Raw genomic sequence first — 25,984 nt, 5'->3', positions numbered from 1 at the left:
CATTACCGGGGGGGGCCGCGGTGCACTAGCGTCGCGGCCTCCCCCTCCCCGGAAACGATACAGCTTCAGACAATAACTACCCATAAGCCAAACAGCCAAACAGCCAAACAGCCAAACAGCCAAACAGCCAAACAGCCAAACAGCCAAACCCTACATCGGGGAGCCCGTCCCACGAACGCCCGACACCCGCACCCCGCCAAGGGAACCGGTCGCGGCAGAAGCCAGCGTGTTTGCCGCGTTTGCCGGGGTCAGATCAAGCGCCGAGGAAAGCACCGCAACGGCGGCCGCCGATGACCAGGCCTGCGGGCGGCACGCGGCCGGATACGGGGCAGGAACCCGAACGTCGGTGCGTGAGTCACCCGAGTGCAGCTCGGGCATCCGATAGTCAAAAGCCTCAGCAACGGCCAGGAGTCCCCGACTCAGCTCAGCAGCCTCCGCGTGGAACCCGGAGCGGGTCAAGCCCTGAATCGCAATCGCCGTATCGTGTGCCCACACCGAACCACCGTGATAGCTGAGAGGCCAAAAGCCCGCCGCCTCGGTGGACATGGTGCGCAGTCCAAATCCCGAATTAAGTTCGGGTGAAACCAGGCGTGCCGCAATCAGCTTTTCTTCATCGGGGTTCAGCAACCCGGTTCCCAAGATGTGACCAATGTTGCTGGTCACGGTATCCACCGGACGTTTTTGAGCATCAAGCGCAATCGCGGGGTACGCGCCGTCGCTCGCGGGAATCCAGAAGGACTCACGGAATCGCTCCGCCAGCGTCTGAGCCCAATCACGCCACGTCGCAGCCTCGTCTCCCCGACCAAAGTGTTCAAGAATTTCCGCCGCACCCGCCGCGGCCTCGTATGCGTACGCCTGCACCTCACACAGCGCGATGGGGCCCTCGGCAAGCTTTCCATCCTGCCACTGCACCGAGTCTCCCGAGTCCTTCCACCCCTGATTCGCCAGGCCGTGACCCGTAAGGTCAACGTACTCCAAGAAGCCATCGCCGTCGCTGTCACCAAAGTCACGCATCCAGGTGAGGGCTGCCACCATATTGGGAAGCAACTCCTGCACCTGCTCCTCCGCAAGGCCCCAGCGCCACGCATCCACGAGGAGGCACACCCACAGCGCGGTGGCATCCACCGTTCCGTAGTACAGCGGGGGCAGAGAAACGTCTGCGACCGGGATCACCAGATCTCCCGGACGCAGCTCGTGCATAATTTTTCCGGGCTGCTCGGCGGTTTCATTCACGGTTGTGGTGCCCTGAAGCGACGCGAGGACGCGCAGAGTGGAGGCCGCAAGCTCGGTTCCCAAGGGAAGGAGCATCCGCGCCGCCCAGATCGAGTCTCGCCCAAAAAGAGTGAAGAACCAGGGTGCCCCGGCTGCGAGGAACGGGTCGTTGGGACGGGCCGTGGTGGTCATCCGGAGCGCGTCCAGGTCTTCGAGGGCGCGGGTAACCCAATTGCCCAATCGCGAATCGTCGGACTCAATCGTGATATCGGCCCACTCGGGATTGCCGGGAGCACCGGCAACCACCGCCGAGGAGTCGTGAAGCGTCACCGACCATCCCAGGGTTACCTCGGAACGCGCGGGAATGGTGATGTTCCAGGCGAGGGTGACAATCGCGTTTGCCGCATCGTACGCGATCTCCGCATCCGGGCTGCTCAACACCGCCTCCACCGGCGCGTGAGACAGGGTGAGGATAGTGTCCCCCGCCTCAGCACGCCGCAACTCCGTGCGCACCGTGTTGCCTTCGTGTGATTCAGCACCGTCCGAACCGGCCTTGGTTCCGGTTCCCGTCGGGTCACCCAGACCGGCCTTCACCACCTGCAACTCGGCAAAGTCTGCGCCGAGGCTCAGTTCCACACGAGTTTCCACAGCTTCGACACGCGCCGAACGAACCGTGATCGTTTCGCTGACGACACCGGCGGCAGCCTCGCGCAGGACCTCAACCCTCACACGGGGGTCGGGCCCGCTATCGTCGATGTTCCGGGCAAGCGACACAAAGCGCGCGGCCCGGGCCGAAATTGCCTCGGTAGAAATGTGTTCGGGCTGTTTCCCACCGATCGTCAATCGATGGATACCAAACACTCGGGTGTCCGAGTGATATACGCCGTGAATGCCCTGAGACATTCTGCCCGAGTGGTCAGACCAGACCTGGGTGGGTGCGGAGAGCACCACCGCGGCGTCGTGGAGCAGCGGCTGCAGCGGTTGTTGTTCCGGGTGAGACATGTGGATACTCCTCAATTTTTTAAGATTCTTTAAGATTTACGATTACTAAAAAGGCGGGTTGACCTGAGAGATACGGGGCGGCGGTGGCGACATATGGGGCGGCGAGCTTACGTCTCTGGGTGTGGCGGGTCTGCTCGTAATAGCCCAATACCGCGGCGACACTATTCTTTAACCGCTCCATCGCTCGCGTTCATGATGCGACGCTGGAAGATAAAGAACATCACCGCAACCGGAATCGTCATGAGCACCGCGGCCGCCAGCTTCAGCGGGTATTGAGTTCCCTGACTGAGCTGACCCGAGGCGAGCGAGGCCACGCCCTTTGTCAGAACCGTGAGGTCGGGCGATTGGGTGGAGATGATGAAGTGTGAGAGCTCGTTCCACGAGCCCTGGAACGACAGGATCACGATGGTGATGAGGGCGGGCCTGGCCATCGGGAGCACCACCGACCAGAACACACGAAACGTTCCGGCCCCGTCGAGCCGGGCCTGTTCCTCCACACTGGACGGTATCGATTCGAAGAAGTTCTTCATGATAAAGATACCCGCGGCATCCATCAGGAGGGGAACTATCATGCCCGCGTAGGTGTCGTACATCCCCAATTGATTAATCACGAGAAATTTGGGGATAAGCAAAACCACGGCGGGCACGGCCATAACCGCAACAAGTCCCGCGAAGATAATGTTTCTCCCCCGAAAGTTAAGCCGTGCCAGAGCGTATCCGGCAAGCGAGTTCAGAAACACCCGGCCAGCCGTCACCAGAACGGTCACGATTGCGGAATTTGTAAACCACGTGGGAAAGTCAGAGTTCAGAAACAGTCGCGAGTAGGCCGCGGTTGTCCAGGTCTGCGGAATCAGCGAGAGCGGATCCGCAGCGGCCTCGGCATCGCTCTTAAAAGAAGTTGCGATGCTGATGAGGAACGGAGCCACATAGACAATCGCGATTACCACAAGAATTGCGTAGAGAACCGAGGTGGCCGCCGAGGGGAAAATACCCCGGAGCTTCTTCGTGCCGCCCCCGCTCGGAAGGGTGGGAAGGGTGCGCGCGTCACTCATGAGTCACCTTCCTTGGAGGTTGGCGGAACGGTTTGTTGAGAGGTTGACCGAGCGGCCTGCTGCCCTGTTGACCGAACTGACCGCTCCGATTGTGGCCGGTCGGTCGGTTCGTAGACACGGCGGCGACGGCGCGAAACAGCACGATCGCGAAGTATCCACTGCTGCAACACGGTAAAGGCCACAATAATCACAAAGAGCACAAACGCGATGGCCGCACCCCGTCCCCACTCCTGGCTCTCGAAAGCCGCGGTGTAGGAGAGGTATGCCGGGGTAACGGTGGTCTTGCCCGGGCCGCCCTGCGTGCCGGTGTAGATCTGGTCAAACACCTGCCACGCACCGATCAGACCCAGGGTGAGAACGGTGAAAAGCGTGGGGCGAAGCTGGGGAAGAGTAATGCGCCAGAAGCGCTGCCACCCGTTTGCGCCATCCATCATCGCGGCCTCTTGGGTTTCGCCGCTCAGGTTCTGCAGGGCGGCGATGAACAGGAGCATGAAGGTTCCGCTCGTGGTGAAAACGGCCATGAGGATAAAAGCGGACATCGCCACCGACGGCCCTCCCAGCCACTCCCACAGCGACAGACCCAAGACGGGGGTGTCGGTCAGAAAGGAGGGACCCTCGGTGATCCCGATTGCTCCAAGGGCGTTGTGTACAACCCCCGAAGGATCCTGAAACCAGCTGGGTCCGTTGATTCCGAGCCACGAGAGAACCTTATTCACAGCCCCGCTAGCCCCAAAGAGGAAAAGCCACACCACGGTAATGGCCACCGAACTTGTGACCGAGGGAAAGTAGAAGGCGGTGCGGAAAAAGCCCCGTCCACGAAGTATCCGACGGTTCACCAGGACGGCAAGAAACAGCGAAACTACTGTTTGTATGGGGACAACCAGCAGTACGTACCAGGCGTTGTTACGCAGGGCGATACCCAAATCCCTCTGGGGCAATCCTCCACCCACAAACAGTTGTTCATAGTTGTCGAGGCCAATGAAGGAAACGCTACTTGCAAAAGGACTCCCCCGTCCCGTCCAATCGGAAAAACTCACCCAGAGCGCCATGAGAACAGGGACAACCAGAAAGAGTCCCAGAATAATCAGCATGGGGGAGGTGAAGAGCCAACCCGCGGCTGTGTGACGACTCGGGTCCCTGCGAGGCTTGTGGCGTCGCCCGGGAACCGTTGTCACACCGCCGCCGTTCGGTCCCTCCGAGACGGGGGTGTTGCGTGATGTGTGCATGGGTTATCGCGAGACGATCGGGTTAGCGGCCCGAAACCACGGCCTCCATGTTTCTTTGCGCGGAGGCGAGCATAGCGGCGGGGTTACCCGTCGCCAGCGATTCAAGCTGCGAGTTGAGGTCGCTAATCACGTCGGATGCTCCTCTGAGCGAGGGCATGCTCGCCGCAAAATCAACGGAGTTCAGGAAGGGAACCAGCGCGGGGTTTGCATTCTTCCAGTCCTCAGCCGCCGACTGCACAGAGGGCATTACACCAAAAGCGTCGGAGAACTCCAGCTGAGAGTCGGTGCTGGTGAGGAACTCCACCAGGTCGAGCGCGGCCTCTTTATTGGGGCTGTCTTCTGCAATTCCCCAGCAGTTCGTGAACTGCAGCGTTCCAGGTCCGGCGGGTCCGGCGGGAAGCTCCGCGATGGTGTATTCGATATCGGGGTAGTCAGCTGAGAGGGCACCCGTGATCCAGTTGCCCTCAATTGTCATTGCGGCCTGTTCCTTACCAAAGGCCTCTCCTCCCCAACCCGAACCAAGGTCGGTGGTGAACTGAGCGCTACCGCTATCAAGCAGCGACTTCACATAGTCAAGTCCGGCGGCATTTTCTGGAGTATCCACCGTGGCCTCGGTCTGATCCGCATTCAGGAGCGTTCCACCGGCCTGAACCATGAAGGCCCCGACACGAGCGTATTCGGGCGAGAGAACGAGCCCCGGACGCCCATTATTGGCGAGCGTTGCCGTTACAGCGGTGAGCTCATCCCAGGTGGTGGGGATATCTGTCTCGGTGAGTCCGGCCTCGGCCCAGAGAGCGTCGTTGATGACAAGTCCGAGGGTGGAGAAGTCTTTGGGGGCGCAGTAGAACTTTCCGTCATAGGTGAAAGCTTCTACGAGCGAGGGATAGAAATCATCCCTATTGGAAAGCTGATCGCCGTAAGCATAGAGCGAACCGTTTGCGGCAAACCCAGCGAGGGAGTCAAGCGAAACATAGAAGACGTCTGCGGGCTTACCCGCCGCGAATCCCTGGCTCAATTGCTGGTTAAGGTCGGATGCTGCGCTCACGTTTGCGCCCGTACCAGACTCTTTCGACCAGGCGGCAACAGCATCCTGCACCGCAGTGGTTTCTGCCTCCCCGGAGGAACCGATGAGCACAGAAAGCCCCGAGTCACCGCCCGGCGTAGATTCCTCCCCACCAAACTGTGACCCCCCACAAGCTGTGAGCACGAGTGCCCCCGCCGTCATGATTCCGGCTGCCGCAATCCATCGGGATGTGCTTCTTTGCATTGTTATTCTCCTTGCTACTCACGCGTGTGGTGCTCGTTAAGCCCTAAAGCACTCCGGTTCACGCGTCGTGTGAGGCCGGTGCGTGATCGCATCAGCCCGTAAGTTTGAACGTTCAAATGCCAAACATTGTGAGTTATATTTGAACGTTCAAACCCGCGCTCTAAAGGTACCTCGAACTCTTCATCTTTGTCAAAAGAGGAGCGTGGGATTACCCCGGCGGGACAGCACGAACTTATCCAGACCGGAGAGGCACCTCTCCAGCCCACCCCAGACACAACCCAAAAAGTCGCGATGGTATAGCATGGCAATCACATTTGAACGATCAATTACGAAAGGCTGCGGAGTGCCCCAACTTCCCACCATCGAAGACGTCGCTCTCGCCGCCCGGGTATCCAGGCAAACCGTGTCAAACGTGATCAACTCCCCCGATATCGTGCGACCAGAAACCCGCGAGCGCGTACAAAAGGCCATTACCAGCCTGGGTTACCGCCCCCACGCTTCTGCCCGTCGCCTGCGCACCCGCAAGAGCTCCACCATCGGAATCCGCTTAGACCCCGAGACCAACGGCATCTCCGGCTCCGTACTCGATCGTTTCCTACACGCCCTCACCGAACAGGCCGAACACAAAAATCTTCGCGTGCTTCTCTTCACCGCGAGCGACCCCGAAGAAGAAATCGCCCAGTTTGCACGCCTCAGCGACGGTGCCGACGTTGACGCATTTGTGCTTACCTCGACCTTCCACAATGATCCCCGCATTACCTGGCTCCTCGACAACAAACACACGTTTGTCACCTTCGGCCGCCCCTGGGGAGCAGACGACATGGCCACATCCGGGCACCGCTGGGTGGATGTTGACGGCTACTCGGGCCTCTACGACTCCACCGTGCACCGGCTCCAGCAGGGCCACACCCGCGTAGGCTACATTGGCTGGCCCGGCCCCTCGGGAACGGGTGAGGATCGCAGGCGCGGATGGCTCCAAGCCATGACTGAAAACAGCGGCCTTGCCCTCCCCGAGATCACGCTCTTGGAAACCTCCGCCACCGACGAGGTCAGCCGGGGCGAGGCGGCGATGCTCGAACTCATGTCGTTCCCCGGGGGCGTGGACGCGGTGGTGTGTGCCAGCGACACCCTGGCTCTCGGCGCTATCCTGGCATCCTCCGGCTCAATACCCGTCAGCGGCTACGACAACACCCCCACGGCTGCCGCCCTAGGGTTCACAAGCGTCGCGCAACCCCTCGGAGAGGTTGCCGCCCGGGCACTCGACCTACTGACCTCGGGGAACAGTGTTGCACCAAACCACCACCTGATTCGGCCAGACCTGGTGGTGCGAAGAGCGCAGTGGTTATTGCCGCGGGTTGAGGTTGGTGGGTAAGAACCGGTGCTGTTTTCCCTGGCACTTCTTATCGCCACCGGAACAGCTAGCTATCGACAGTGTCATCACGATCGTTCGCGCACGGCAGCGCGGCAGCACGGCAGAGCACGGTTCTGACAAAGGTAGCAAGCATTGGAATATCCGACACTCTCGATAATAGAGCTAAATTGGCGAGAGCCGACCATAATACTTATTATTTTTGCAGCTATAGTTCCTGCGAATACTAGCTTTTTGTGTATAGCGCCTTCGTAGACAAACAGGGGATTTGTATACAATCGACCCCGCCCAAGATACGCTTCAGAAATATTTCCGCCGACAACATCACAACCGTGCTCGTGGAGAAATGTTGACCCTCTTCGCGGGGGAGGGTGTGGGTACCGTTTAGCCAAGGGCACTCCGGTTTAATAACCCGGAACGGTCAAACGCCGGTCTGTGATCTTGTCGGCAGCACCGAGTGTGACGTCACCAGACCCGGTCCGGAGTCAGCGGCCGAGGTGATTGGCGGCCGAGGTGATTGGCGGCCGAGGTGATTGGCGGCCGACTTACCCGAACGACTCAAAACGATTATGATCGATGACAGGGAAAACCACGAGATGGAGTAGCTCATGAGCACTGCGTTCAGCAAGGAAGAAAAAGCCGCAATGCGGGCAGCCGCAGCCGAAGCAAAGGCCGCCAAGCTGGGTGCCGACCTGGAAGCGGCCTGCCTGGCCGCAATCAGCGAGATGGAAGGCACAGACAAAGAGCTGGCCGAAACCCTACACCGCCTGGTGGGCGAGCACACCTCCCTCAAACCCAAGACCTGGTACGGAATGCCCGCATATATGAATGAGGCGGGAAAAGTGGTGGTGTTCTTCCAGAGCGCCTCCAAGTTTAAGGTTCGGTACGCCACCATCGGCTTTCAGGAAGCCGCAAACCTCGACGAAGGAAACTTCTGGCCAACCTCCTACGCGGTCACCAAACTCACTGCTGACGATCAGAAACAGATCGTCAAGCTACTGCAGGATGCAACTGCGTAAGACGCATCCCCCAAGCGAAAACCCTCCCACGAGCACACCGGATACTCACTCGGCGGTGCTCGTCGTGGACGTGGCCAACCTCATGGGTTCCCGGCCAAATGGATGGTGGCGCGATCGGGCCGGTGCCGCAACCACCATCCTCGCCCAGCTCTCATCACTGGCCGGGAGCACCGTGTTCTTTGCCCCCGTCGGTTTTGTCACGCTGGTTCGTATCATTGCGGTGATTGAGGGAGCCGCAAAGGCCGCAAAACCCAGTGAAGGGGTGGAGATTATCAAAGCTCCTCAAGACGGTGACAGCAGCATTGTTGAGATGACAGAAAACGTAATGCACACAATCACCGAAGACCCGACACCCACAACCGCAGAAAAACCAACACACGGAGCACCCGGAGAGCCGGCACACGAGCCCCCAGGTCATCCAGTACCGTTGTGCTGCCTTGTGGTCACCGCGGATCGAGGGCTCCGCAAACGACTACCGCCGGGCACCTTCACCGCCGGGCCGAGCTGGCTGAACGCCCTCCTCGACCCCTATCTCACAGACGCTCCCTCCGATGACGCCAGCGCTTCATCGCTATCACAATCAAGAAAACGGCCACCGCCACGATAAAAAACGGCACATCATAAACAAACACAGCAGCCACCCCAGCCAGCGCGGCAAACAGCACACCGTCCAGGGCCCAAATCATTCGCACAATAATGCCCACATCACCCGCGGGCGTGGGAATCGGGGTGAGCAAAATAATCGGGAGGACACCCTTAATCGCGCTATTAATGCGGGCGACCAGGCTCAGAAACCCAAGGGCCACCGAGCCAGCGAGCGCTATACCGGTCGCTACTCCGCTCACAATCGAGCAGACGATGGCCACAACAGCCACCACAAGCACAATGACGGCCAACGGAAAAAGCGAATGGTAAGACAGAAGACACTGATCGCTCACCCCATAGAGAGGAGAACCAGATGCGGCACTGACGGCGTGACGAACCCCCTCGGTGAGCGGCCCCAGAGCCGCAAAAAGGACCAGCCCCGCAACTGCTCCGAGCAACAGGCTCGGCGAGGCTGGCAGAAACGCAAGCGTCACCAACACCCCGGCCAGCACGATAGCCAGGACGGAGACAGCAAGTCGGCCCGGGGCTCGAATCGCCCCACAGGCACCACGAATAATGAAGGTTGCCCATTTTTGGCGCATCGGCCGGATCGCACGTAGCTGTCGACCCGCGTGCGGCCTGCCCCCGTAGGTGGCGGCCGCGGCAGAGAACTCCATCCCGCTTATGTGAATGACCGCCGATTCCCAGCGAGCAGCCTGTGTGGTCAGCCGGATAAGGCTGAGTGCGTTCATGAGCGAAGGAAGCATCCACATAAGCGAAACCGTCAAAAGCGTAATCCCCAGAGGCGCAATTCCCACGGAGACATAACCCGGCAGGGCCGACCCGGGGTAGGTGAACCCCACCCAACCCCACGGCGTGAAGGGCTGAATCACGGGGAGGACAACACTCACCACCGCCACGATCTACACAGCAGGCTTCTTTCCACAGATGACCTGTTTGCGTTGAGTACACCAGCCCACCCAGCTATCATGAGAGGAACCACACACGACATAAGAGGAGGTCGTCTTCTATGTCCTCCACGACGCAAGAAATAGCGGCTCTCTCTCGTGTTTTTTCCCCTGTCATATTGCGGGAGATTGGCAAGGCAGGACGTTCTCCTCTCTTGGCCAGACTTCTTGTTGAAGCTAAGATTCCAGAAAGGCTTGACCACGAAGCAACCCTGGCAGACGCTTTTGAGTTGGCATTCTCGCTACTGTGCAAGGTCGGCAACCGTGATGACTACGTCTACCGAACCGCAATCACACAAAAGATCGTCCTCGGTAGACACAACCTCCGAACCGCAACACCGTTGAATGAGGTGCGCACCGGCAAATCAAAAGCCGATCTTGTCGTACTCAACGGGACGGCTACCGCCTACGAGATAAAATCTGAGCGCGATACTACTCGCAGGCTAGCAAACCAACTTGCGGACTACCGCTCCGTATTCGCAAGCGTGAATGTGGTAACGAGCCCCTCACAAACGGATACCGTGCTGCGCATAGCACCCGAGGATGTTGGAGTACTAGCGCTTTCCGCACGATTCCGGCTTCAAACCGTGAGGGAACCAATCAACTTGCCCGAACGAACCTCACCGTTGGCAATTGTTAACACTCTTCGATTTGAAGAAGCGACAACCGTGCTTACCAAGCTCGGCATCGCATTTCCCGAGGTACCCAACACTCAACGGTGGAGACTGCTCCGAGAAATTTTCGCAGACCTTAAACCTGTTGATGTTCACGCGAAAGCAATCGAAACGCTAAAAACAACTCGATCGTACGCCCACCTTGAATCCTTTGTGAAGCGTCTTCCAAAACCTCTGAGTTCAGCAATCCTCTCCGCAAATCTACCACCCCCCGCCCAGCAAAATTTGAGCGCCGTAACGTGGCAACCGCTCTCCTCTGCGCTAGCGTGGAGTTAGGAAACTCTGTGTACTATCCGTTCTTTCGTGGTAAGCAATTTGAGCTTTTAGCAATCCGAGAATCAGCTAGCACTATCGCTAACGCTGGCTTTGTTCCAATTATTGAGCCAGTCCGGGAGACCTTTACAGGTTTACACCGGGCGTTACAAGAACTTGTTACAAAAGGCGCGACAGCGGCTGTGATCGTCAACCCCCGTCACGGAGACCATAAAGAGGATACTGAAAACCTTACTGCCTACCTGGAGGAAAGCTACAGCGATAACGATGCGATCTCGCCTGCACTGCTCCTCACAAACAGCTTAACTACCGAAGACGCAATCGCCCTAGTGTCACGCTACAAAGATCGAACCGTGACCATTATCCATGCAGGCTTCACCGATGGTAAAGGGCTCTCCACTGCGCTACCGAACGAAAAATATACGCATGTGTTTTTGGACACTCGGAACATTCTCTATAGACGACACTTTAAGAACACTCAGAAGGGTGTCCAACGAATTCTCATAGAAGACGGCTTTGAACGAAAAAAGAACGCTGAGTACGACCTTATTGACCGTTTCTCGGATCTGCATGTAACGTACAGTGAGTTAGGTGGGGATGGTTACGGCGATTTCCTTACTATTGGCGATTACTATACCGAAGGCGGGGGACCAGCTTACGCAGTCGCGATTCACCTCACCTTTATCGATCCCCAACAAGACGACGCAATGTTTGTCTATCATTTCAAATCCGACACAAACGACACGCCGGTAGATCCCGCAGGAAAATTCTCTCAGGCACTCTCCAAGCTACTTGCTGAGCTTGACCGTGATGACGCCAACATTCTGAACACCTCCGCGATTCAAGAGTTTCGTGACCTTCACGAAAAAGGCCATTTTCCCGGCCTCGGCTATGTGAAAAAGCTATCTATCAAGCATCACCTTGAGACGCTTGCAAGCTACCATACCTATGTCTAGTCAACGATGCTGTGCGAAATGTTTTGGTGATCGACAAGTCGCCGAACAGTACATTAAACAATCTGATCCAATAATCCAGACGTGCAATTATTGTCATACACCCGATACTGCGTGCGTTGAACCTCATCGTCTCGGTGAATGGTTCTGGACACTCCTGGCAACCTACGAAGAAGTCCATGATGGTGCTTCAATTACGCAGCTTCTGATGGATGAGTGGAAAATGTTCTCCGGATCAAACCTGGATCATGCAGGAGCAAAAGACCTTCTCGCTGATGTCCTCAACGACGGCGAAATCGTTCGCAGACGCTTCCTTCCAATTGCCTACCCGGGTGGTGGAAACCTAAAGCGCTGGGAAGAACTCCGCGATGAAATGATGCATGTGAACCGATGGTTCCTCGCCGACCCAATGGACATGGATCGCATTAAAAACCTACTCAACTATCTGATAGCTCAGCAATACTTAATTGAAAACCAACGCTGGTACCGAGCCCGTCTCATGAACAGCGACGTTGTATACCCTCTTGCCGAAATGGGGGCACCTCCTCGGCATCTTGCCAGACACGGGCGCGCAAACCCTGCTGGCATCCCTTATCTCTACTTGGGCTCCACACCAGCAACGGCTGTTGCAGAACTGCGACCACACACTGGAGAACACGCGTGCGTCGCTGAGTTCACACTGTCCGGCTCAGGCTTGAAGTTTGCAGATCTTAGAGATCCACGAGGTTTGACTTCACCACTGATCGGCGACGAGAGTGATGTGATCCGACTGAGAGCCGACCTGTCTTTTCTTGAGCGATTAGGCGAAGAGCTTACGCGCCCCGTGCAACCCAGCGGCGCTCCGTACGAATATATCCCGACCCAATATCTTTGTGAGTTCATGAAAACCTGCGGGTTTGACGGAGTGCTCTACCGCAGCTCCGTCAGTAACGACAACGGGATCAACCTCGCCCTATTCAACCCCGACTCCGCTAACGCAACAAAAGTCAATCGAGTCTCTGTCGAGCGAGTTAGCGTACAGATCAGCCAGTGAAGCATCTCGTGCCCCAAACCTCACCATCGCATTATTCTTCGCGAGGAACCACCGCGGCAATCGCATCAATTTCAACATAAATATCGGGATGGTAGAGCTGCTCGATACCGAGGAGGGCGCTGGCTGGAGGGCGAGCCGTGTCTACCCAGCGGTCGCGCACCGTGCGCAGGGTGTCGATGCTGCGCGAGCTCAGGTCGGTGACGTAGTAGGTAAGGCGGATCACATCCTTCATCGAGGCTCCCGCGTTGCGTAGCGCGCGGTCGAGGGTGGCAAAGGTAATGTCAAGCTGAGTCTCAAATGTTTGCACCTCAGCGGCAAGGCCCGCAGTGTGCCCCGAGGTGTGGATGAGACTCGCACCCGGAGGGACAACAACGGTTTCGGAAAGGCCCGGAATGAAAGGACTAAGATTAAAACCGATTTCCCGGGAAGAAGCGGCGCCACTCACGAGCGGACCCCCTGCCCTGCTGTACTCTTTACTCTGGCAAACGCCCGAAGAACCAGGGGCACTCCAAAGGCAACGGAGAGGGGTACAACGGTGGCGGTCAGAACGGCTGCGAGTAGCACGGGGGGCCACTCGGGGGCAATAACCGACAGGAACCACTGACCAAAAGCCACCAGGGGAAAGATCACAAGCCAGGTGGCAAACATGCGTTGCCAGAGGGAGGGCGCGGGGCGGTTCATAGGGGGACTCCTTTTCCAACTGAACGGTTGCTATAACCGTAACTTATTCGCGGCGCAAAATCCAACTAGATAGTTGGGAGTGGACTAGACTGTAGTTTATGGAGCGCAATCCCGAACGTACCCAAGCTCGACTTCTCGAAGCCGCGACCGCAGAGTTCAGCGCACACGGGCTTGCTGGGGGGCGGGTTGACCGCATCGCAAAAAACGCGGGTGTGAACAAAGAACGGATCTACCAATATTTCTCCAATAAAGAAGGACTCTTCTCCGCCGTTCTCGATCATCAGCTCTCCAGCATTATTGACGAGGTTCCCCTCGATGGCTCCGAACCAGAAGACATCGTTCACTACGCCCGCGCGCTCTACACCTACCACAGCAATAACCCCGTGTTCTCCCGGCTCCTCCACTGGGAGGGACTCGAACTCGACCCCTCCGCCGCTCTGATCCGCTGTGAGCAACAGGCATCTCAAAAGATGGATCAGTTCATGACGGTCTTTCCACACCTCACCCGCACCGAATCGGCCAACCTCTTGCTCACCATACTCACCCTCGCCAACTCCTGGTCTGTGCTACACAACCTCGGCGCACAGATCTTTGGCAACCCTGCTCCCCCTCAGCACGAGGCCATCGAGTCCGTGGTTCGGGCGCTTATCAACGGATACCAGAACCGCACCTCCCCAACCTAACAACGAGGCACGAATGCCCCCATTCGTAAACCTTTCAAGAAGCCCGAGACCGCTCCAGCGACACATCCATCATTCATCACAAATAGGATGTTCCACAGAACCTTTCCCCCTCGCCTTGATTCCTTTCCCACCAACCATTAAGTACTGTAGAAAGGATGGAGGTGACTATGAGCAACAAGATTTCCGCGCGCGTTCTGATCGTTGACAACTTCGACTCCTACACGTGGAATATCTTTCAGGGGGTGGCACAGCTCACACAGGTCCTACCCGAGGTTCTGCTCAACAACTCACTGACAGGGGCGCTTAATAACCTAGAACGGTACACCCACATCATTCTGGGTCCCGGACCGGGAGACCCCAGGACACCCACCGATGTGGGGGCGGGATACGCGCTCCTTGAAAAAGCTCGCGTACCGCTCCTCGGCGTTTGCCTGGGGCACCAGATGCTCGCGGTGCACTATGGCGCCACGCTACAACATCTGGAACAACCCGCACACGGCCGCGTGAGCACGATACGACACAATGGCACCGGCCTGTTCCAGAACCTGCCGCCACACACATCCGTTGTGCGATACCACTCGATCACTGTGTCAGACCTGGGACGCTCAGGCCTCTCACCCGATGCCCACACCGTCGACGGGGACGAGATCATGGGAATTAGCGATGCTGCGAAAAGACGATACGGAGTACAGTTTCATCCCGAATCGATTCTGACCTCAGACGGCCAACGCATGTTGACAAACTTTCTTATGCTGCAGTGAGGACTCGGTGACCACAATACAAAACGAGGAAGCCGAGGCATGGGGCGCACAAGCATCCACACGAGACCCGGAGGTCGTCATAGAGAGCATAAAGATATCCTCATCCCGGACTCTCAACTACCGCGAGCTAGACCAAGAGATCAGTACCCCCGAACTTTTTAGGGCCCTGGTGAACGACAACCGCGATGCGGTCTGGCTGGACTCGGCCCGGCGAGCATACCAAATGGGAAACTACTCCATAATTGCGCCTCGCGACCCCCGTGTTGACCCGCTTGTCACCTACAACGCAGACCTCCAGCGGGTTGGAGTGGAACACGATGGGAAAATCTCATATTTCAACAACACCATTGAGGACTATCTCGACACGGCCCTACCTCAACCGGATGACACAGCAACGAACCTACCCTTCCCCTTCGTCGGTGGTTATGTGGGGTACCTGGGATACGGGTGCAAGGGAGTCGGCGACACAACACGAACCGACCCCACGGGGAAGGACGCTCAGTTAGTTTTTGTCTCGCGCTTTGCAATTGTCGACCATGCGGCGGGAGGCCGAGTGTATCTCGCCGCCCTGTCGGGAGACGACCACGCATCACAGGCAACTGCTCACCGCTGGATTCGGGAGGCCGCACACCGGGTCGAAACTCTCGCAGAAAAGGGTGGCACCCAGCACCCCGGCAGCGCCACAAACAACAGCAACACCCACAACCCCGCTGACAACACCAGCTTCTCCCCCGGCAGCACCAAGACACCACTCGTGGCACACTCATCCGTCTCGCAAGAGGAGTATCTTGCCGCTGTTGAGGAGGTGCAGTCCTGGCTGAGGCGGGGAGAAAGCTACGAAGCCTGCTACACCTACCAGCTCTCTTTTCCCCACAGCACCGAAGATTCGTGGCACACCTATCAGCGTCTAAGAAACACAAACCCCGCCCCCTATGGAGCCTTCCTACGCTTTGGAGAACGGTCAGTTCTCTCGTGTAGCCCCGAGCGCTTCGTCTCAATAACCCCCACCGGAGTGATCGAGAGCAAGCCCATCAAGGGAACCGCTGCCCGTTCAGAAGTTGATGACGATGCCGTATCGGAGAGACTGCGCACCGACCCCAAAAATCGGGCCGAAAATCTCATGATTGTAGACCTGCTGCGGAACGACCTGGGCCGCATCTGCGAGGTCGGATCCATTGAGGTTACAACCCTGATGGGGGTGGAGACCTACGAAACCGTTCATCAACTCGTCTCCACCATCAGGGGACAGCTCGCCCCCCAGCCTCCCTCGACAATCCTCACCACCCTCTTCCCCGGGGGCTCCATGACTGGCGCCCCCAAAATCCGTACGGTACAGCTGCTGGATCAGCTCGAAAAGGAACCTCGGGGGGTCTATTCCGGTGCGATCGGGTATTTTTCTCTATCGGGTCAGGTTGACCTGTCGATTGTGATTCGCACGGCAACAATCGACGGCGGACGAGTCACCGTGGGGACGGGCGGAGCCATCACGGTTCTCAGCGAGGCGGCAGACGAACTATCCGAGACGATCCTCAAAACCGCCCCGCTCCTTGAGGCGTTTGATGTGTCCCACCCGTTTGCTGCACGCTAGAAAAGGCCCTCCTCAAAACCACGTTTTCATCGGGAGAATGACGTCATCAAGGAAACCGCAGCACCCTTCAGAAAACCATCTTGTCACCCACAAGCTATACCGTTATTCCGGAAACGGCACTGTCATCAGGGAAACCACGCCGTTCCCAACGCACAATATCGCGACCAGAGGCAAGCCGCCCGAGGAGGAGCTCACCCATTCTCTTCAAACTCCGTCTCAAATCCCGAGGCGGAGAACACAGCATCGTCGGGGGAGGTACCGTAGGTGGTGAAGTCGTTGACCAAACCCTTACGCAAGAGAGCATTGGCGTAGGTGCGGGTCTCTCCCGTGCGGATAATGAGATAGGCTCGCTCGGCAACATCGTAATATTCAAAGCGGTCGACAAAACGCACCGTATCCACATCGGTTCTGGCCGCGTCGATCAGTTCCCACTGCACCTCGAGGACTCTCTCGTCTGGGCTGCGCATGAGGTCGATGGCCGGGGCATCGTCCAGCGGGAGCACGGTGCGAATTGCCGCAACAACCTCGGGAGTTGTCAGCGTGGGAAGCTCAATGACCCGTTTTCCTAGGCGATGTGCGGGAAAGTGAGCATCGGCAATGACCACCGAGTCGGAGTGGCCCATGCGATCAAGATGCAAAAGAATCTCACCGCTTAAGATCGGATGTATTCCCATTAACACAACAAACTCCTTCTCTGAGCGATGTAATCTCAGCCCTAATTTTATGTCTTTTGATCCGCAAAGAAAACCCTTTTGTCAACAAAACATCAGACGTATAGAGTTTTGAGCATTAACAACACCATGCAAATGAGCGTAGAGCTGCCTGAGCCCGGCCAGCTTCCGTGAGAAATCAGGTTTCCTGCCCTCTCACCGACCCAACCGATAAACCTCAACAGCGGTTTCCCGCATTATTTGTCGCTGCTCACTCGGCGAGAGTTGCGAAATTAATTCCTCCGCGACTCCGAGGGTTACACCATATTCATCCGGTGCCACCGGCCAATCCCCACCATACATGATTCGCCCGGGCCCAAACAGATCTAAAACGCGGTCAAAGGTTCTCATGAGCTCTTCACGAGCGAGAGGATACCCCTCCCGGGCGAGTCCCGAAAGCTTAGTAACCGTGTTGGGGCGTCGCGCAAACTCGCCGATGGCATCCGACCAGCGAGCAAAATTATCACCCTCACGGTGACGCGGCGGCTTGCCCAGGTGATCCAGCACCAACAGAAGTTCAGGCAATTCCGTGGCCAGGCGCGTGGCTTGGTCAAGGTGGCGCGGCCACGCATCGTGCACATCAAAAGGAAGTGAGTGCCGGGTAAGCTCACGGAGCGACTCACGCACCTCGGTTCGATCCAACAGGTCTCCACGGGGATCATCATTGATCAGATGGCGTACCCCGCAAAAAACGGGATACTCCCGCCACCGATCCAATTGGGAATGAACCACGGCGGGGTTATCCAGGGCAACCCACCCCACAACCCCCACAACCCAGGGGTTGGCGGCGGCAACATCCAGCATAAATTGGGTATCAACCACGCTGTCTTCGGCCTGTACCAGCACGGCCCCCTCCATCTCGTGGACACGGAGAGTTTCACCCGCCTCTGACGGGGTAAACGTGGAGTACAGACGACCCATAGACGGCGTGAGCCATGCGTACTCACTCACGTCAAGATCCCACAGGTGCAGGTGCGAATCGATCCTGCCGGTCATCACACTCATGCGGGTATCAACCCCTCCGCGACCAACTCGTCCCAAAGCTCACCCGGAACCGCTGCTCGCAGACGGGTAACATTTTCGCTCACCTGCTCGGGCCTACTCGACCCCACCACAATACTGCGAACGCTCGTATCGCGCAGCGGGTAGTGCAGCGCCGCCGTGGGCAGAGCAACCCCGTGCCGATGACACACAGCCGCGATTCTCTGAACCTTAGTCAGAAGTTCCCCGGGCACCGAGCCGTACTCGTAGCGTGCGGTGCTGTCGGGACTGTCACTCGCAAGAAGGCCCGAATTAAACACCGAGGCGTTCACGATTCCCACACCGTTCTCGCGGCAGGCGGGAACCACCTCGGCCAGGGCAGGCTGTTCCGCCAGGGTGTAGCGTCCGGCAATCATGAGGAGATCAACAAGCCCGCTCCGGGCGGAACTCACCAGGGCGTCCGACACCATTGACCCCACGCCAATAGCTTTAACCACACCCTCTTCTTTGAGCGCTGCAAGACCGGTAAGAGCTGTTTTCAGGCGCTGGTCAAGAGGTTCTGCAACGTTGGCTCTCTCGGGGTCGTGCAGGTAAAGAATATCAAAGTGATCGATGCACATGCGCTTCTTCGACTCCGCGACAGAACGCCGGATCCCGTCAGCCGAGAAATCCCACACACGCTTCAGATCGCTGGGAACCACAAAATTATTCTCCAGATCGTACCCGCCCGCCCCCGCAGGATTGGGGCGCAGCAGACGCCCCACCTTGGTTGACACCGTGTACTCACCGCGCGGCTTAGTTCGCAAAAAGTCGCCGAGCCTGCGCTCCGAGAGCCCCAGGCCATAGTGGGGTGCCGTATCAAAATAGCGGATCCCCGAATCCCAGGCCGCGTCCAGCACCTCTCGGGCACGCTCGTCGCTCAGTTCCCGATACATGTTGCCCAGGTTAGCCGCTCCGTAACCCAGGACGGGGAGAGTGAGGCTAGCCACGGGGCACCCGAGCAGGCTCGCGAAACACTGAACCGGGTTCTCGGGACCCCTGAGATACCGAGTCAGATTCGCGAGAGCCCGAACCGGATTCTCGGACTTGCCGTGCCTCACGACCATACTGGATCCGGCTCTGCTCCAGCATCTCGGTGCCGGCCCCGGGAACCAACGGAGGCCAATACGCGCCCTGACGAACATCGGTTGGGGTCACGAAGTGTTCGTGCAGGTGATCAACGTACTCGATCACACGACCCTCCATACTCCCTGAAACCGCCACAAAGTCAAACATCGAGAGGTGCTGCACCGCCTCGCACAGGCCCACACCTCCCGCGTGCGGACACACCGGAACACCAAAGTGTGCCGCCAGCAGCAGGATAGCAATATTTTCATTCACACCCGCAACCCGGGTGGCGTCAATCTGCAAAACCTGAAGCGCATCCGCCTGCAAGAACTGCTTAAACATGATGCGATTCTGCATGTGTTCACCCGTCGCAACCGGAATCGGCGCCACACCGCGGGCGATTGCGGCGTGCCCCAGGATGTCGTCGGGGCTCGTGGGTTCCTCAATCCAGGCCACATCAAACTCGGTGAGGTGACTCATCCACTCGATCGCCTCGGCAACACCCCAGCGCTGATTGGCATCCGTCCCAATGCGAATATCCGGCCCCACCGTCTCCCTCGCTATGCGCATCCGCCTGATATCGTCTTCGAGGTCGCCGCCCACCTTGAGCTTAATCATCCGAAAACCATCGTTCACGGCCTCGGTAGCCAGGCGGACCAGCTTTTCGTCGCTGTACCCGAGCCACCCGGGGGTTGTGGTGTAGGCGGGGTAACCCGTTTGCAGAAGGCTCACCTCACGCTCGGCCCGACCCGATTGTGCCCGCTTGAGGATTGCCAGGGCATCCTCTCGCGTCATAGCGTCGGTGAGGTAGCGAAAGTCCACCAACTCCACCAGCTCTTCGGGGGTCATTCGCCCGAGTAGCTGCCAGAGGGGCAGCCCGGCGCGCTTGGCTTTCAGATCCCAGAGGGCGTTGATGACGGCCCCGATGGCCATGTGCATCACGCCCTTTTCGGGTCCGAGCCAGCGTAACTGCGAGTCGCCTACCAGGGAGCGCCACGTTTCGCCCATATTGTCGAGGAGGTCCTCCACATTTTTACCCAGAAGGTGATCGGTGAGAGCTTCGATCGCCGCAACCTGAACGTCGTTGCCACGTCCGATCGTGAACACAAAACCGTGCCCCACCAGGCCGTCATCGGAATCCGTGAGGATGCGCAGGTAGGCCGCGGAGTAGTCGGGATCGGGGTTCATCGCATCCGATCCGTCGAGCAGTAGCGAGGTGGGAAAACGAACGTCACTGGTCTCCAGTGCAACAACGGTGCTCACAAAATTCTCCTTGTGTGGGTATCCCCCGAGCATAAACATCGGATGTCTAATCTGTCAAGAAACGCATTAATCGCTTTTACTCCCCAATTTATGACTAAAATACCCATTAGAGTTCAGATGTATCATGAGAAGGAAACAGTATGAAGTTCGCGCGTGTAGGAGCCGTGGGTCACGAGATACCCGTTGTTATCCAGGATGACACCCACTACGACCTCCGAGCAATCACCCCGGATATTGACGGTTCATTTTTTGCCTCGGGCGGGCCCGAACGCGCACAAACAGCCCTCCTGTCCGCAGAGCTTCCCGAGCTACCCAACGCACACTCACAGCGCGTCGGTGCGCCCATCGCTAGACCCAGCGCCGTTGTGTGCATCGGCATGAACTATGCGGCACACGCCGCCGAATCGGGTTCGGCACCGCCCGAAGTTCCCATTATTTTCCTCAAAACCCCCAACACCGTCGTGGGGCCAAACGACACCGTCACCATCCCCAAGGACAGCACAAAAACCGATTGGGAGGTTGAGCTGGGTGTGGTGATCGGAAGACACACCTCGTACCTCAATTCCCCCGCCGAAAGCATCCACCACATCGCCGGTTTTGTCACGGCCAACGACCTCTCCGAGCGCGACTTTCAACTCGCCGTTTCCGGCGGGCAGTGGTCGAAAGGGAAGGCCGCCGCCGGTTTTAACCCCACCGGCCCGTGGCTGGTCACACCAGACGAGGTTAACTACAACAATCTGAGGCTGCGCAGCTGGGTCAACGGCAAACCCCGACAGGACTCCTCCACCAGCGACATGATCTTTGACGTTAACTACATCATCTGGCACCTGAGCCAGTACCTAGTTCTTGAACCCGGAGACCTGGTGCTCACGGGCACACCGGAGGGGGTAGCACTCTCCGGCAGGTTCCCCTATCTTTTACCCGGAGACGTGTGCGAGATCGAGATTGAAGGATTGGGGCGGCAACGGCAGGAGTTCATTGCGTATACCCCGCGGACAACAACATTCTCACACTCGGGCGAAGTCCCCACTATGGCGTCCACACGCTCGAACAAACCCCCCACAGCAGCACCCCAGCGCTCAGGCGGCACCTCCCCTACGGAATCCACCTCTCAGAGACAGGACACCAAATCATGAATCCAGAGTGCGACGGGCTCGTTGCAATCGTCACCGGCGGAGCCTCGGGAATCGGAGCCGCCATCGCCGAGCGCCTGCATCGGGCGGGTGCCACGGTTGCGGTCTGCGACCTCAAGCCCGAGGAAGCGAACCCCGCACATTTTGCCGTGCGCACCGACATTGCGGATGACGCCTCCGTGCGCGCCGCTATTACCGCCATCACCGAACGTTTTGGTCGGGTCGATATCGTGGTGAACAACGCCGGGATAGGCGCACAGGGCACAGTGGCGGATAACACCGACGACGAATGGGCTCGTGTCCTCAGCGTGAACGTCACGGGCATCGCACGAGTCACGCGCGCAGCGCTTCCCTGGTTGCGCACCTCTCCCTCCGCCAGCGTCGTCAATACCTCATCGATTGCGGCCACTGCAGGCCTTCCCGAACGGGCCCTCTACAGCGCCTCGAAGGGAGCCGTGCTCTCCCTTACCCGGGCAATGGCAGCGGATCACCTTCGCGAGGGAATTCGCGTGAACTGCGTAAACCCGGGCACGGCAGACACACCCTGGGTTGGCCGTCTCCTCGATAGCGCCCTCGACCCGGAGGCCGAACGACGCGCACTCAACGCCCGCCAGCCGCACGGGCGGCTCGTTACCGCCACCGAGGTTGCCGACGCAGTTGTCTACCTGGCCAGCCCACGGTCAGGATCAACCACCGGAACCTCCATAGCCGTCGACGGGGGAATGCACGGACTCAGGCTTCGTCCGGAGTAGACAGCTCCTACCAGGACGGTTTGCTCTACCTCGCTTTGAAAGCACCACCTCGCGTTACTTTGAAGCAGCCGCCTCCACTACTCTGCAACCGCCGCTTCGCGCAGCCACTGTTCCACACCCGCAATGTGCGCCGTGGTGAGCGCCTGGGCGAGTTGGGCGTCGCCCCGCTCTAGGGCATCCACAATTGCGCGATGCTCCAACAGGGTTTGTGGGGTCGAGTGCGCCTGGGTGAGCCCACGCCAGATTCGCGCCCGCACAGTGTGCCCCGAGATCGACTCGATCAGCGTTGAGAGGTAGGAGTTACCTGCCAGCTCCGCAATCGCGTTGTGAAACGCGAGGTCGTGCGAGACCAGTTCCTCCACATCCGTAGAGCCTTCGACGGATGTGATCTGTGCGCGAAGCTCCGCGATATCCTCCGCTGTCGTACTGGTTGCTGCGAGCGCGGCGGCGGCCGGTTCAAGGATGCGGCGCACCTGAAAGAGTTCAAACACAGAGTGGTCGCGTTGCAGATCAGCCACAAAGGTCATCGCCTCCAGCAGCAGGCGAGGCTCGAGGCTCGTAACGTAGGTGCCATCTCCGCGGCGCACGTCCAGGATGCGAATGACCTCAAGCGCCTTGACCGCCTCGCGCATGGAGCTTCGTGAGAGACCCAACCGTTCGCTGAGTTCTTTTTCTGGGGGAAGTTTCTCACCGGGGCGAAGCTCGCCGGAGATAATCATCTCTTTAATCTTGAGAATAGCCTCATCGGTCACCGCCATAGACACAGCATAGCGTCACCGCTTGTGCTACTACACAGAGCGCTTCCAAACGATCTGTTCCCAGACACGTAGCGCTTTTGTTATTCACTCATCCATGTAAGCCGTCCCTCGAAATCGGGAGCTTAAATACTCATACATAATGATTCATTCTAAAAACGGGGAATCTCCCAAGGGCACGATGTTAACATATGGTGCTGCCGCTATTGAGAGATTCCCCTTGGATAAAGTGTTGCTCGGAGCTAGCTACCGTCACCATCCGTCACGGGGATAAATTGAGAAGGCAGTCTCTCCTTACGATTCATGGAGGCGTTCCACGTTGTGTAGGTGGTGGTATTCTGACGGTCTACCCAAGAGCAGCCAAGCTCATGCCCCGTTATCTGATCAATTGGCTGAGTCTTATCCAATAACAAAGACCCTATTGCCACGCAATCATTGGGCGAAATAACATCGTAATCTTGAAGGGATATTTCAAGGTGCACACTATCAAACCCAGGGGCTTGCCCAAGCACTAGCGGAACATCATCACCAGGGTACACAGGGATATGCCTCAGGCTTAGCCGATCGAAGAAGATCGCATCGAGCCAATCTAAGCGATTCCGACCGTCCTGGAACAACCGCACCGTCCCAAAGAGATCACCGGGGCTTTCACCATCAATATTGTTCACAGTCAGCTTCTCCACTACGAAGTTAGTCCAATAGCGTTGCACCGAGTAATTAATTGTGACTGAGCCATAGGTGGTATATGTTCCCTTTCCGGGGATCTCATGTTGTTCACCACTACCCGTTTTATAGGTTACACTCACCTCTTCGGTGTTCTCTGGTATTTCGATCTGGGCATAAGCGATAAGGTCATCGGGAGAAAAAGTATCATGATCCCAGAGTTCAACGGAAATGCTTCCACCGTGAAGTAAAGCTTGCCCGTTAAAGGCATTTGAATTTTCTGTTCCTGGAGGCCCTGTGAGGGGTATATAGTCGTGGGGGTAAATGGGTATGTTGTTTCCCTGGGATTGATCAAACAGCACAGTTCCATAAGAACTTTCGTCTCGGATAGATACGTTTCCGTAAATATCGCCCGGGCTCTCCCCATCAATATCATTCACCTGGATAGAACTTATAGAGACCATCATCAGGGGCGAGGTAAAGCGCTGATTAGTATTAGAACTGATCAGGGAGTTCATTGCAGCCGGCGCCGGCTCTAGAGGCCCCCCATCCCAAACCTGACCTATGTTATACAGCTTGTCTCGACCCTCGAAGTAATAATCGATACTATCGGTGTCATCCGAAGTCAAAACAGTTGCTCCAATATCTTCCATCCACGGCAAAAGTATACGAAGATCATTCTGTTCCGGATCATTACCCTGATCCGCAATACGGAACTGGAGCGCGTAACAACACCGTGAATCATTCTGAAAATACGCATCCTTAGGAGTAATAGCAGTAGCATTACCAGCCACACTGGGAAGCGGCTTATCCCACTCGGTAAAGTTCTTCCGCCACATAACCCAATCAGGAATAGGAACAAACTGCCCCAACGGCTTATTCGACGCACGAACAAGAGCAGTCAACTGCGCCATCGTTCCCTCCCGCGTGTTTCTTTCAGATAGGTCTTGCGGGGCATAATACTGTTCAATTTTTGCGAACGGCGCACGATCACCATAACCGCTTCGCGCAGTAGTCTCGTAAAATCCGGTGGAGTCTTTCATGGTGACTTCTACACTGAGAACACCATCAGCTGTCGCATCAGACTCTGCCCAAGTCTTCGTACCATAATAACTCGGCGTCATCCCCGAGGGAACAGGAATATCAGTGCGACGATCAACATTATCCGCAATAACACGACTCACCGCCACCTGAGTCAGCGGGATACGAGGCAACTCCGGCAAGTCTTTCAGAGAGTCTTGCCACAGCTCAAAGGTGGGATAAGCACTAAGCCTAAACTTAAACACCACCCGATCAAATATCTTTGCTCGTGGAGCAGCCTGATGAAACGCGAGCACCTCCCGCACAGCCTGAGCAACATCATCATCTGACTTGATCTCTATAAAAAGAAGAGACTCAGCCTCCTGATCAACAGCATCCTGAAGAAATTCCTGAAGAGTAAGAATCTTATAGTTCGTAGGCTGACGGTCAATAGTAACCAGGTTCTTCTGTTTAAGCTGACCAAGAGTCAAACTATTCAACGCCGCATTCGGACCCGTGCCCGCCTCCGGATTATAGGTAGGCTCCATCATTTTTCCAATATTCGTATCGTGAAACATCACCAACTGACCATCGGCAGTGCGTCGCACATCTGTCTCCACACCAGGACGACAATACGAATATGAATTCCTAAACGCCTGAAGACTATTCTCCGGCGTCACAGCATCAAAATCTCCCCGATGACGAACCGTCATAAACTCTTGCTTACCCTCGAGCCGCTGCAACTTAATCAAAGCCTCAGCAGCGGTATCAGTACAGTGAGAATTATCTCTTAACGCGCCCCCGAGACTACCCACAGTGGTATTTGCTAAAGCCGCACTAGGAACAATAACTTGCAGAATAAGTACCAATAAAGAAAACAGCGTGATGAACGATCGTTTCATTGTAAATAATTTCCCTGATTAGAAGCGCTACCCATTGTGAATACATTCAGATTATATACTTGTACTTAAATTTAGTGAAGAATGTTTTTGTTTTGTATTACATAAGCTTTTCTAATAAATTTTCGTAAGAAACATACAACACTCAAGCATCCACCAAACGCTAGCAAGAAACCACTAAGCTCCCCCGCTACGCGGGGAGCTTCAGCCCTTGTCCTCCGCTGGCCCCGCCACGTTGGGATCATCCCCGCTACGCGGGGAGCTTCATCCGAGACACTGCCGTCCCTATTCGTGACGAGGATCATCCCCGCTACGCGGGGAGCTTTTATCGACGCTGCTGGCAATATCAATCATG

General features: G+C 57.1%; 23 protein-coding genes, 1 pseudogene and 1 CRISPR repeat array (1 of these 25 cut by a window edge). Of the genes and pseudogenes, 11 read left to right on the top strand and 13 right to left on the bottom strand.

The features are described from left to right. Nucleotides 1–150: 150 nt before the first annotated feature. The 4 genes from FrondiHNR_RS00840 to FrondiHNR_RS00825 form a co-directional block, all read right to left on the bottom strand. Nucleotides 151–2,214 (bottom strand): glycogen debranching N-terminal domain-containing protein, encoded by a 2,064-nt coding sequence (locus tag FrondiHNR_RS00840; protein WP_279353367.1) that lies wholly within the window; start codon nucleotides 2,212–2,214, stop codon nucleotides 151–153. 161 nt (nucleotides 2,215–2,375) lie between these two features. Then, the gene (locus tag FrondiHNR_RS00835; RefSeq protein ID WP_279353366.1) at nucleotides 2,376–3,266 is read right to left on the bottom strand and encodes a carbohydrate ABC transporter permease; all 891 of its coding nucleotides are present in this window, start codon (nucleotides 3,264–3,266) and stop codon (nucleotides 2,376–2,378) included. Continuing rightward, entirely contained in the window at nucleotides 3,263–4,357 is a 1,095-nt protein-coding gene (locus FrondiHNR_RS00830; RefSeq protein WP_279354437.1) for a sugar ABC transporter permease, read from the bottom strand. Before FrondiHNR_RS00830 ends, FrondiHNR_RS00835 begins: the two co-directional genes overlap by 4 nt. Before the next feature lie 157 nt (nucleotides 4,358–4,514). Further along, complete coding sequence (locus FrondiHNR_RS00825; RefSeq protein ID WP_279353365.1) at nucleotides 4,515–5,759, bottom strand: extracellular solute-binding protein; 1,245 nt, start codon at nucleotides 5,757–5,759, stop codon at nucleotides 4,515–4,517. Between the two features lie 301 nt (nucleotides 5,760–6,060). Between FrondiHNR_RS00825 and FrondiHNR_RS00820 the strand changes: the two genes are divergently transcribed. The 3 genes from FrondiHNR_RS00820 to FrondiHNR_RS00810 all read left to right on the top strand — a co-directional run bounded on the left by FrondiHNR_RS00820 (nucleotide 6,061) and on the right by FrondiHNR_RS00810 (nucleotide 8,754). Continuing rightward, nucleotides 6,061–7,131: a LacI family DNA-binding transcriptional regulator gene (locus tag FrondiHNR_RS00820; RefSeq protein ID WP_279353364.1), complete on the top strand. Its 1,071-nt coding sequence runs from the start codon at nucleotides 6,061–6,063 to the stop codon at nucleotides 7,129–7,131. Nucleotides 7,132–7,736: 605 nt separating this feature from the next. Next, nucleotides 7,737–8,147, top strand: a complete 411-nt coding sequence (locus tag FrondiHNR_RS00815) for a hypothetical protein (RefSeq protein WP_279353363.1) — start codon at nucleotides 7,737–7,739, stop codon at nucleotides 8,145–8,147. Next, the gene (locus tag FrondiHNR_RS00810; RefSeq protein WP_279353362.1) at nucleotides 8,134–8,754 is read left to right on the top strand and encodes a hypothetical protein; all 621 of its coding nucleotides are present in this window, start codon (nucleotides 8,134–8,136) and stop codon (nucleotides 8,752–8,754) included. Before FrondiHNR_RS00815 ends, FrondiHNR_RS00810 begins: the two co-directional genes overlap by 14 nt. On the opposite strand, the gene FrondiHNR_RS00805 is transcribed toward FrondiHNR_RS00810, so the two are convergent. Continuing rightward, entirely contained in the window at nucleotides 8,681–9,652 is a 972-nt protein-coding gene (locus FrondiHNR_RS00805) for a hypothetical protein (RefSeq protein ID WP_279353361.1), read from the bottom strand. The two genes, FrondiHNR_RS00810 and FrondiHNR_RS00805, sit on opposite strands and share 74 nt — an antisense overlap. 110 nt (nucleotides 9,653–9,762) lie before the next feature. On the opposite strand from FrondiHNR_RS00805, the gene FrondiHNR_RS00800 reads away from it, so the two are divergent. From FrondiHNR_RS00800 to FrondiHNR_RS00790, 3 genes are all read left to right on the top strand, one after another. After that, complete coding sequence (locus tag FrondiHNR_RS00800) at nucleotides 9,763–10,650, top strand: sce7726 family protein (protein WP_279353360.1); 888 nt, start codon at nucleotides 9,763–9,765, stop codon at nucleotides 10,648–10,650. A gap of 8 nt (nucleotides 10,651–10,658) precedes the next feature. Then, on the top strand, nucleotides 10,659–11,603 hold the full coding sequence (locus tag FrondiHNR_RS00795; RefSeq protein ID WP_279353359.1) for a sce7725 family protein: 945 nt from the start codon (nucleotides 10,659–10,661) through the stop codon (nucleotides 11,601–11,603). Nucleotides 11,604–11,823: 220 nt separating this feature from the next. Continuing rightward, nucleotides 11,824–12,633, top strand: coding sequence for an RES family NAD+ phosphorylase (locus FrondiHNR_RS00790; RefSeq protein WP_279353358.1), 810 nt, complete (start codon nucleotides 11,824–11,826; stop codon nucleotides 12,631–12,633). Nucleotides 12,634–12,664: 31 nt separating this feature from the next. Here the strand turns inward: FrondiHNR_RS00790 and FrondiHNR_RS00785 are convergent, their stop codons facing one another. Then, nucleotides 12,665–13,078 (bottom strand): RidA family protein, encoded by a 414-nt coding sequence (locus FrondiHNR_RS00785; protein WP_279353357.1) that lies wholly within the window; start codon nucleotides 13,076–13,078, stop codon nucleotides 12,665–12,667. After that, a complete protein-coding gene (locus tag FrondiHNR_RS00780; protein ID WP_279353356.1) occupies nucleotides 13,075–13,314 on the bottom strand; it encodes a hypothetical protein in 240 nt (79 codons plus the stop codon). Before FrondiHNR_RS00780 ends, FrondiHNR_RS00785 begins: the two co-directional genes overlap by 4 nt. A gap of 98 nt (nucleotides 13,315–13,412) precedes the next feature. Between FrondiHNR_RS00780 and FrondiHNR_RS00775 the strand changes: the two genes are divergently transcribed. The 3 genes from FrondiHNR_RS00775 (at nucleotide 13,413) to FrondiHNR_RS00765 (ending at nucleotide 16,346) form a co-directional block, all read left to right on the top strand. After that, the gene (locus FrondiHNR_RS00775) at nucleotides 13,413–13,997 is read left to right on the top strand and encodes a TetR/AcrR family transcriptional regulator (protein ID WP_279353355.1); all 585 of its coding nucleotides are present in this window, start codon (nucleotides 13,413–13,415) and stop codon (nucleotides 13,995–13,997) included. 167 nt (nucleotides 13,998–14,164) lie between these two features. Then, nucleotides 14,165–14,758: an aminodeoxychorismate/anthranilate synthase component II gene (locus FrondiHNR_RS00770; RefSeq protein ID WP_279353354.1), complete on the top strand. Its 594-nt coding sequence runs from the start codon at nucleotides 14,165–14,167 to the stop codon at nucleotides 14,756–14,758. Between the two features lie 7 nt (nucleotides 14,759–14,765). Continuing rightward, nucleotides 14,766–16,346 (top strand): anthranilate synthase component I family protein, encoded by a 1,581-nt coding sequence (locus tag FrondiHNR_RS00765; protein ID WP_279353353.1) that lies wholly within the window; start codon nucleotides 14,766–14,768, stop codon nucleotides 16,344–16,346. Between the two features lie 191 nt (nucleotides 16,347–16,537). Here the strand turns inward: FrondiHNR_RS00765 and FrondiHNR_RS00760 are convergent, their stop codons facing one another. The 4 genes from FrondiHNR_RS00760 to FrondiHNR_RS00745 form a co-directional block, all read right to left on the bottom strand. Continuing rightward, nucleotides 16,538–17,020 carry an RbsD/FucU family protein gene (locus FrondiHNR_RS00760; RefSeq protein ID WP_279353352.1) on the bottom strand — a complete coding sequence of 161 codons (483 nt, stop codon included), beginning with the start codon at nucleotides 17,018–17,020 and terminating at the stop codon, nucleotides 16,538–16,540. Between the two features lie 192 nt (nucleotides 17,021–17,212). Continuing rightward, complete coding sequence (locus tag FrondiHNR_RS00755; RefSeq protein WP_279353351.1) at nucleotides 17,213–18,061, bottom strand: amidohydrolase family protein; 849 nt, start codon at nucleotides 18,059–18,061, stop codon at nucleotides 17,213–17,215. Next, on the bottom strand, nucleotides 18,058–19,026 hold the full coding sequence (locus FrondiHNR_RS00750) for an aldo/keto reductase (RefSeq protein ID WP_279353350.1): 969 nt from the start codon (nucleotides 19,024–19,026) through the stop codon (nucleotides 18,058–18,060). Before FrondiHNR_RS00750 ends, FrondiHNR_RS00755 begins: the two co-directional genes overlap by 4 nt. Continuing rightward, nucleotides 19,019–20,407, bottom strand: a complete 1,389-nt coding sequence (locus FrondiHNR_RS00745) for an L-fuconate dehydratase (RefSeq protein ID WP_279353349.1) — start codon at nucleotides 20,405–20,407, stop codon at nucleotides 19,019–19,021. Before FrondiHNR_RS00745 ends, FrondiHNR_RS00750 begins: the two co-directional genes overlap by 8 nt. A gap of 140 nt (nucleotides 20,408–20,547) precedes the next feature. On the opposite strand from FrondiHNR_RS00745, the pseudogene FrondiHNR_RS00740 reads away from it, so the two are divergent. Together FrondiHNR_RS00740 and FrondiHNR_RS00735 are read left to right on the top strand one after the other, a co-directional pair. Further along, a pseudogene (locus FrondiHNR_RS00740) lies at nucleotides 20,548–21,387 on the top strand (fumarylacetoacetate hydrolase family protein); the annotation flags it as partial. A 152-nt stretch (nucleotides 21,388–21,539) separates the two neighbouring features. Continuing rightward, entirely contained in the window at nucleotides 21,540–22,292 is a 753-nt protein-coding gene (locus FrondiHNR_RS00735; protein ID WP_279353348.1) for an SDR family oxidoreductase, read from the top strand. Nucleotides 22,293–22,369: 77 nt separating this feature from the next. On the opposite strand, the gene FrondiHNR_RS00730 is transcribed toward FrondiHNR_RS00735, so the two are convergent. Then, the gene (locus tag FrondiHNR_RS00730) at nucleotides 22,370–23,050 is read right to left on the bottom strand and encodes a FadR/GntR family transcriptional regulator (RefSeq protein ID WP_279353347.1); all 681 of its coding nucleotides are present in this window, start codon (nucleotides 23,048–23,050) and stop codon (nucleotides 22,370–22,372) included. A gap of 239 nt (nucleotides 23,051–23,289) precedes the next feature. Continuing rightward, nucleotides 23,290–25,632, bottom strand: coding sequence for a glycerophosphodiester phosphodiesterase family protein (locus tag FrondiHNR_RS00725; RefSeq protein ID WP_279353346.1), 2,343 nt, complete (start codon nucleotides 25,630–25,632; stop codon nucleotides 23,290–23,292). Nucleotides 25,633–25,807: 175 nt separating this feature from the next. After that, nucleotides 25,808–25,984: a CRISPR direct-repeat array (repeat unit 27 nt; unit sequence GGATCATCCCCGCTACGCGGGGAGCTT); it runs 391 nt beyond the window's last position.

Source organism: Lysinibacter sp. HNR, assembly GCF_029760935.1.
GTDB lineage: Bacteria > Actinomycetota > Actinomycetes > Actinomycetales > Microbacteriaceae > HNR.
The sequence above is the reverse complement of the archived record's forward strand: the minus strand, read 5'-3'. Positions and strand labels throughout refer to the sequence as shown.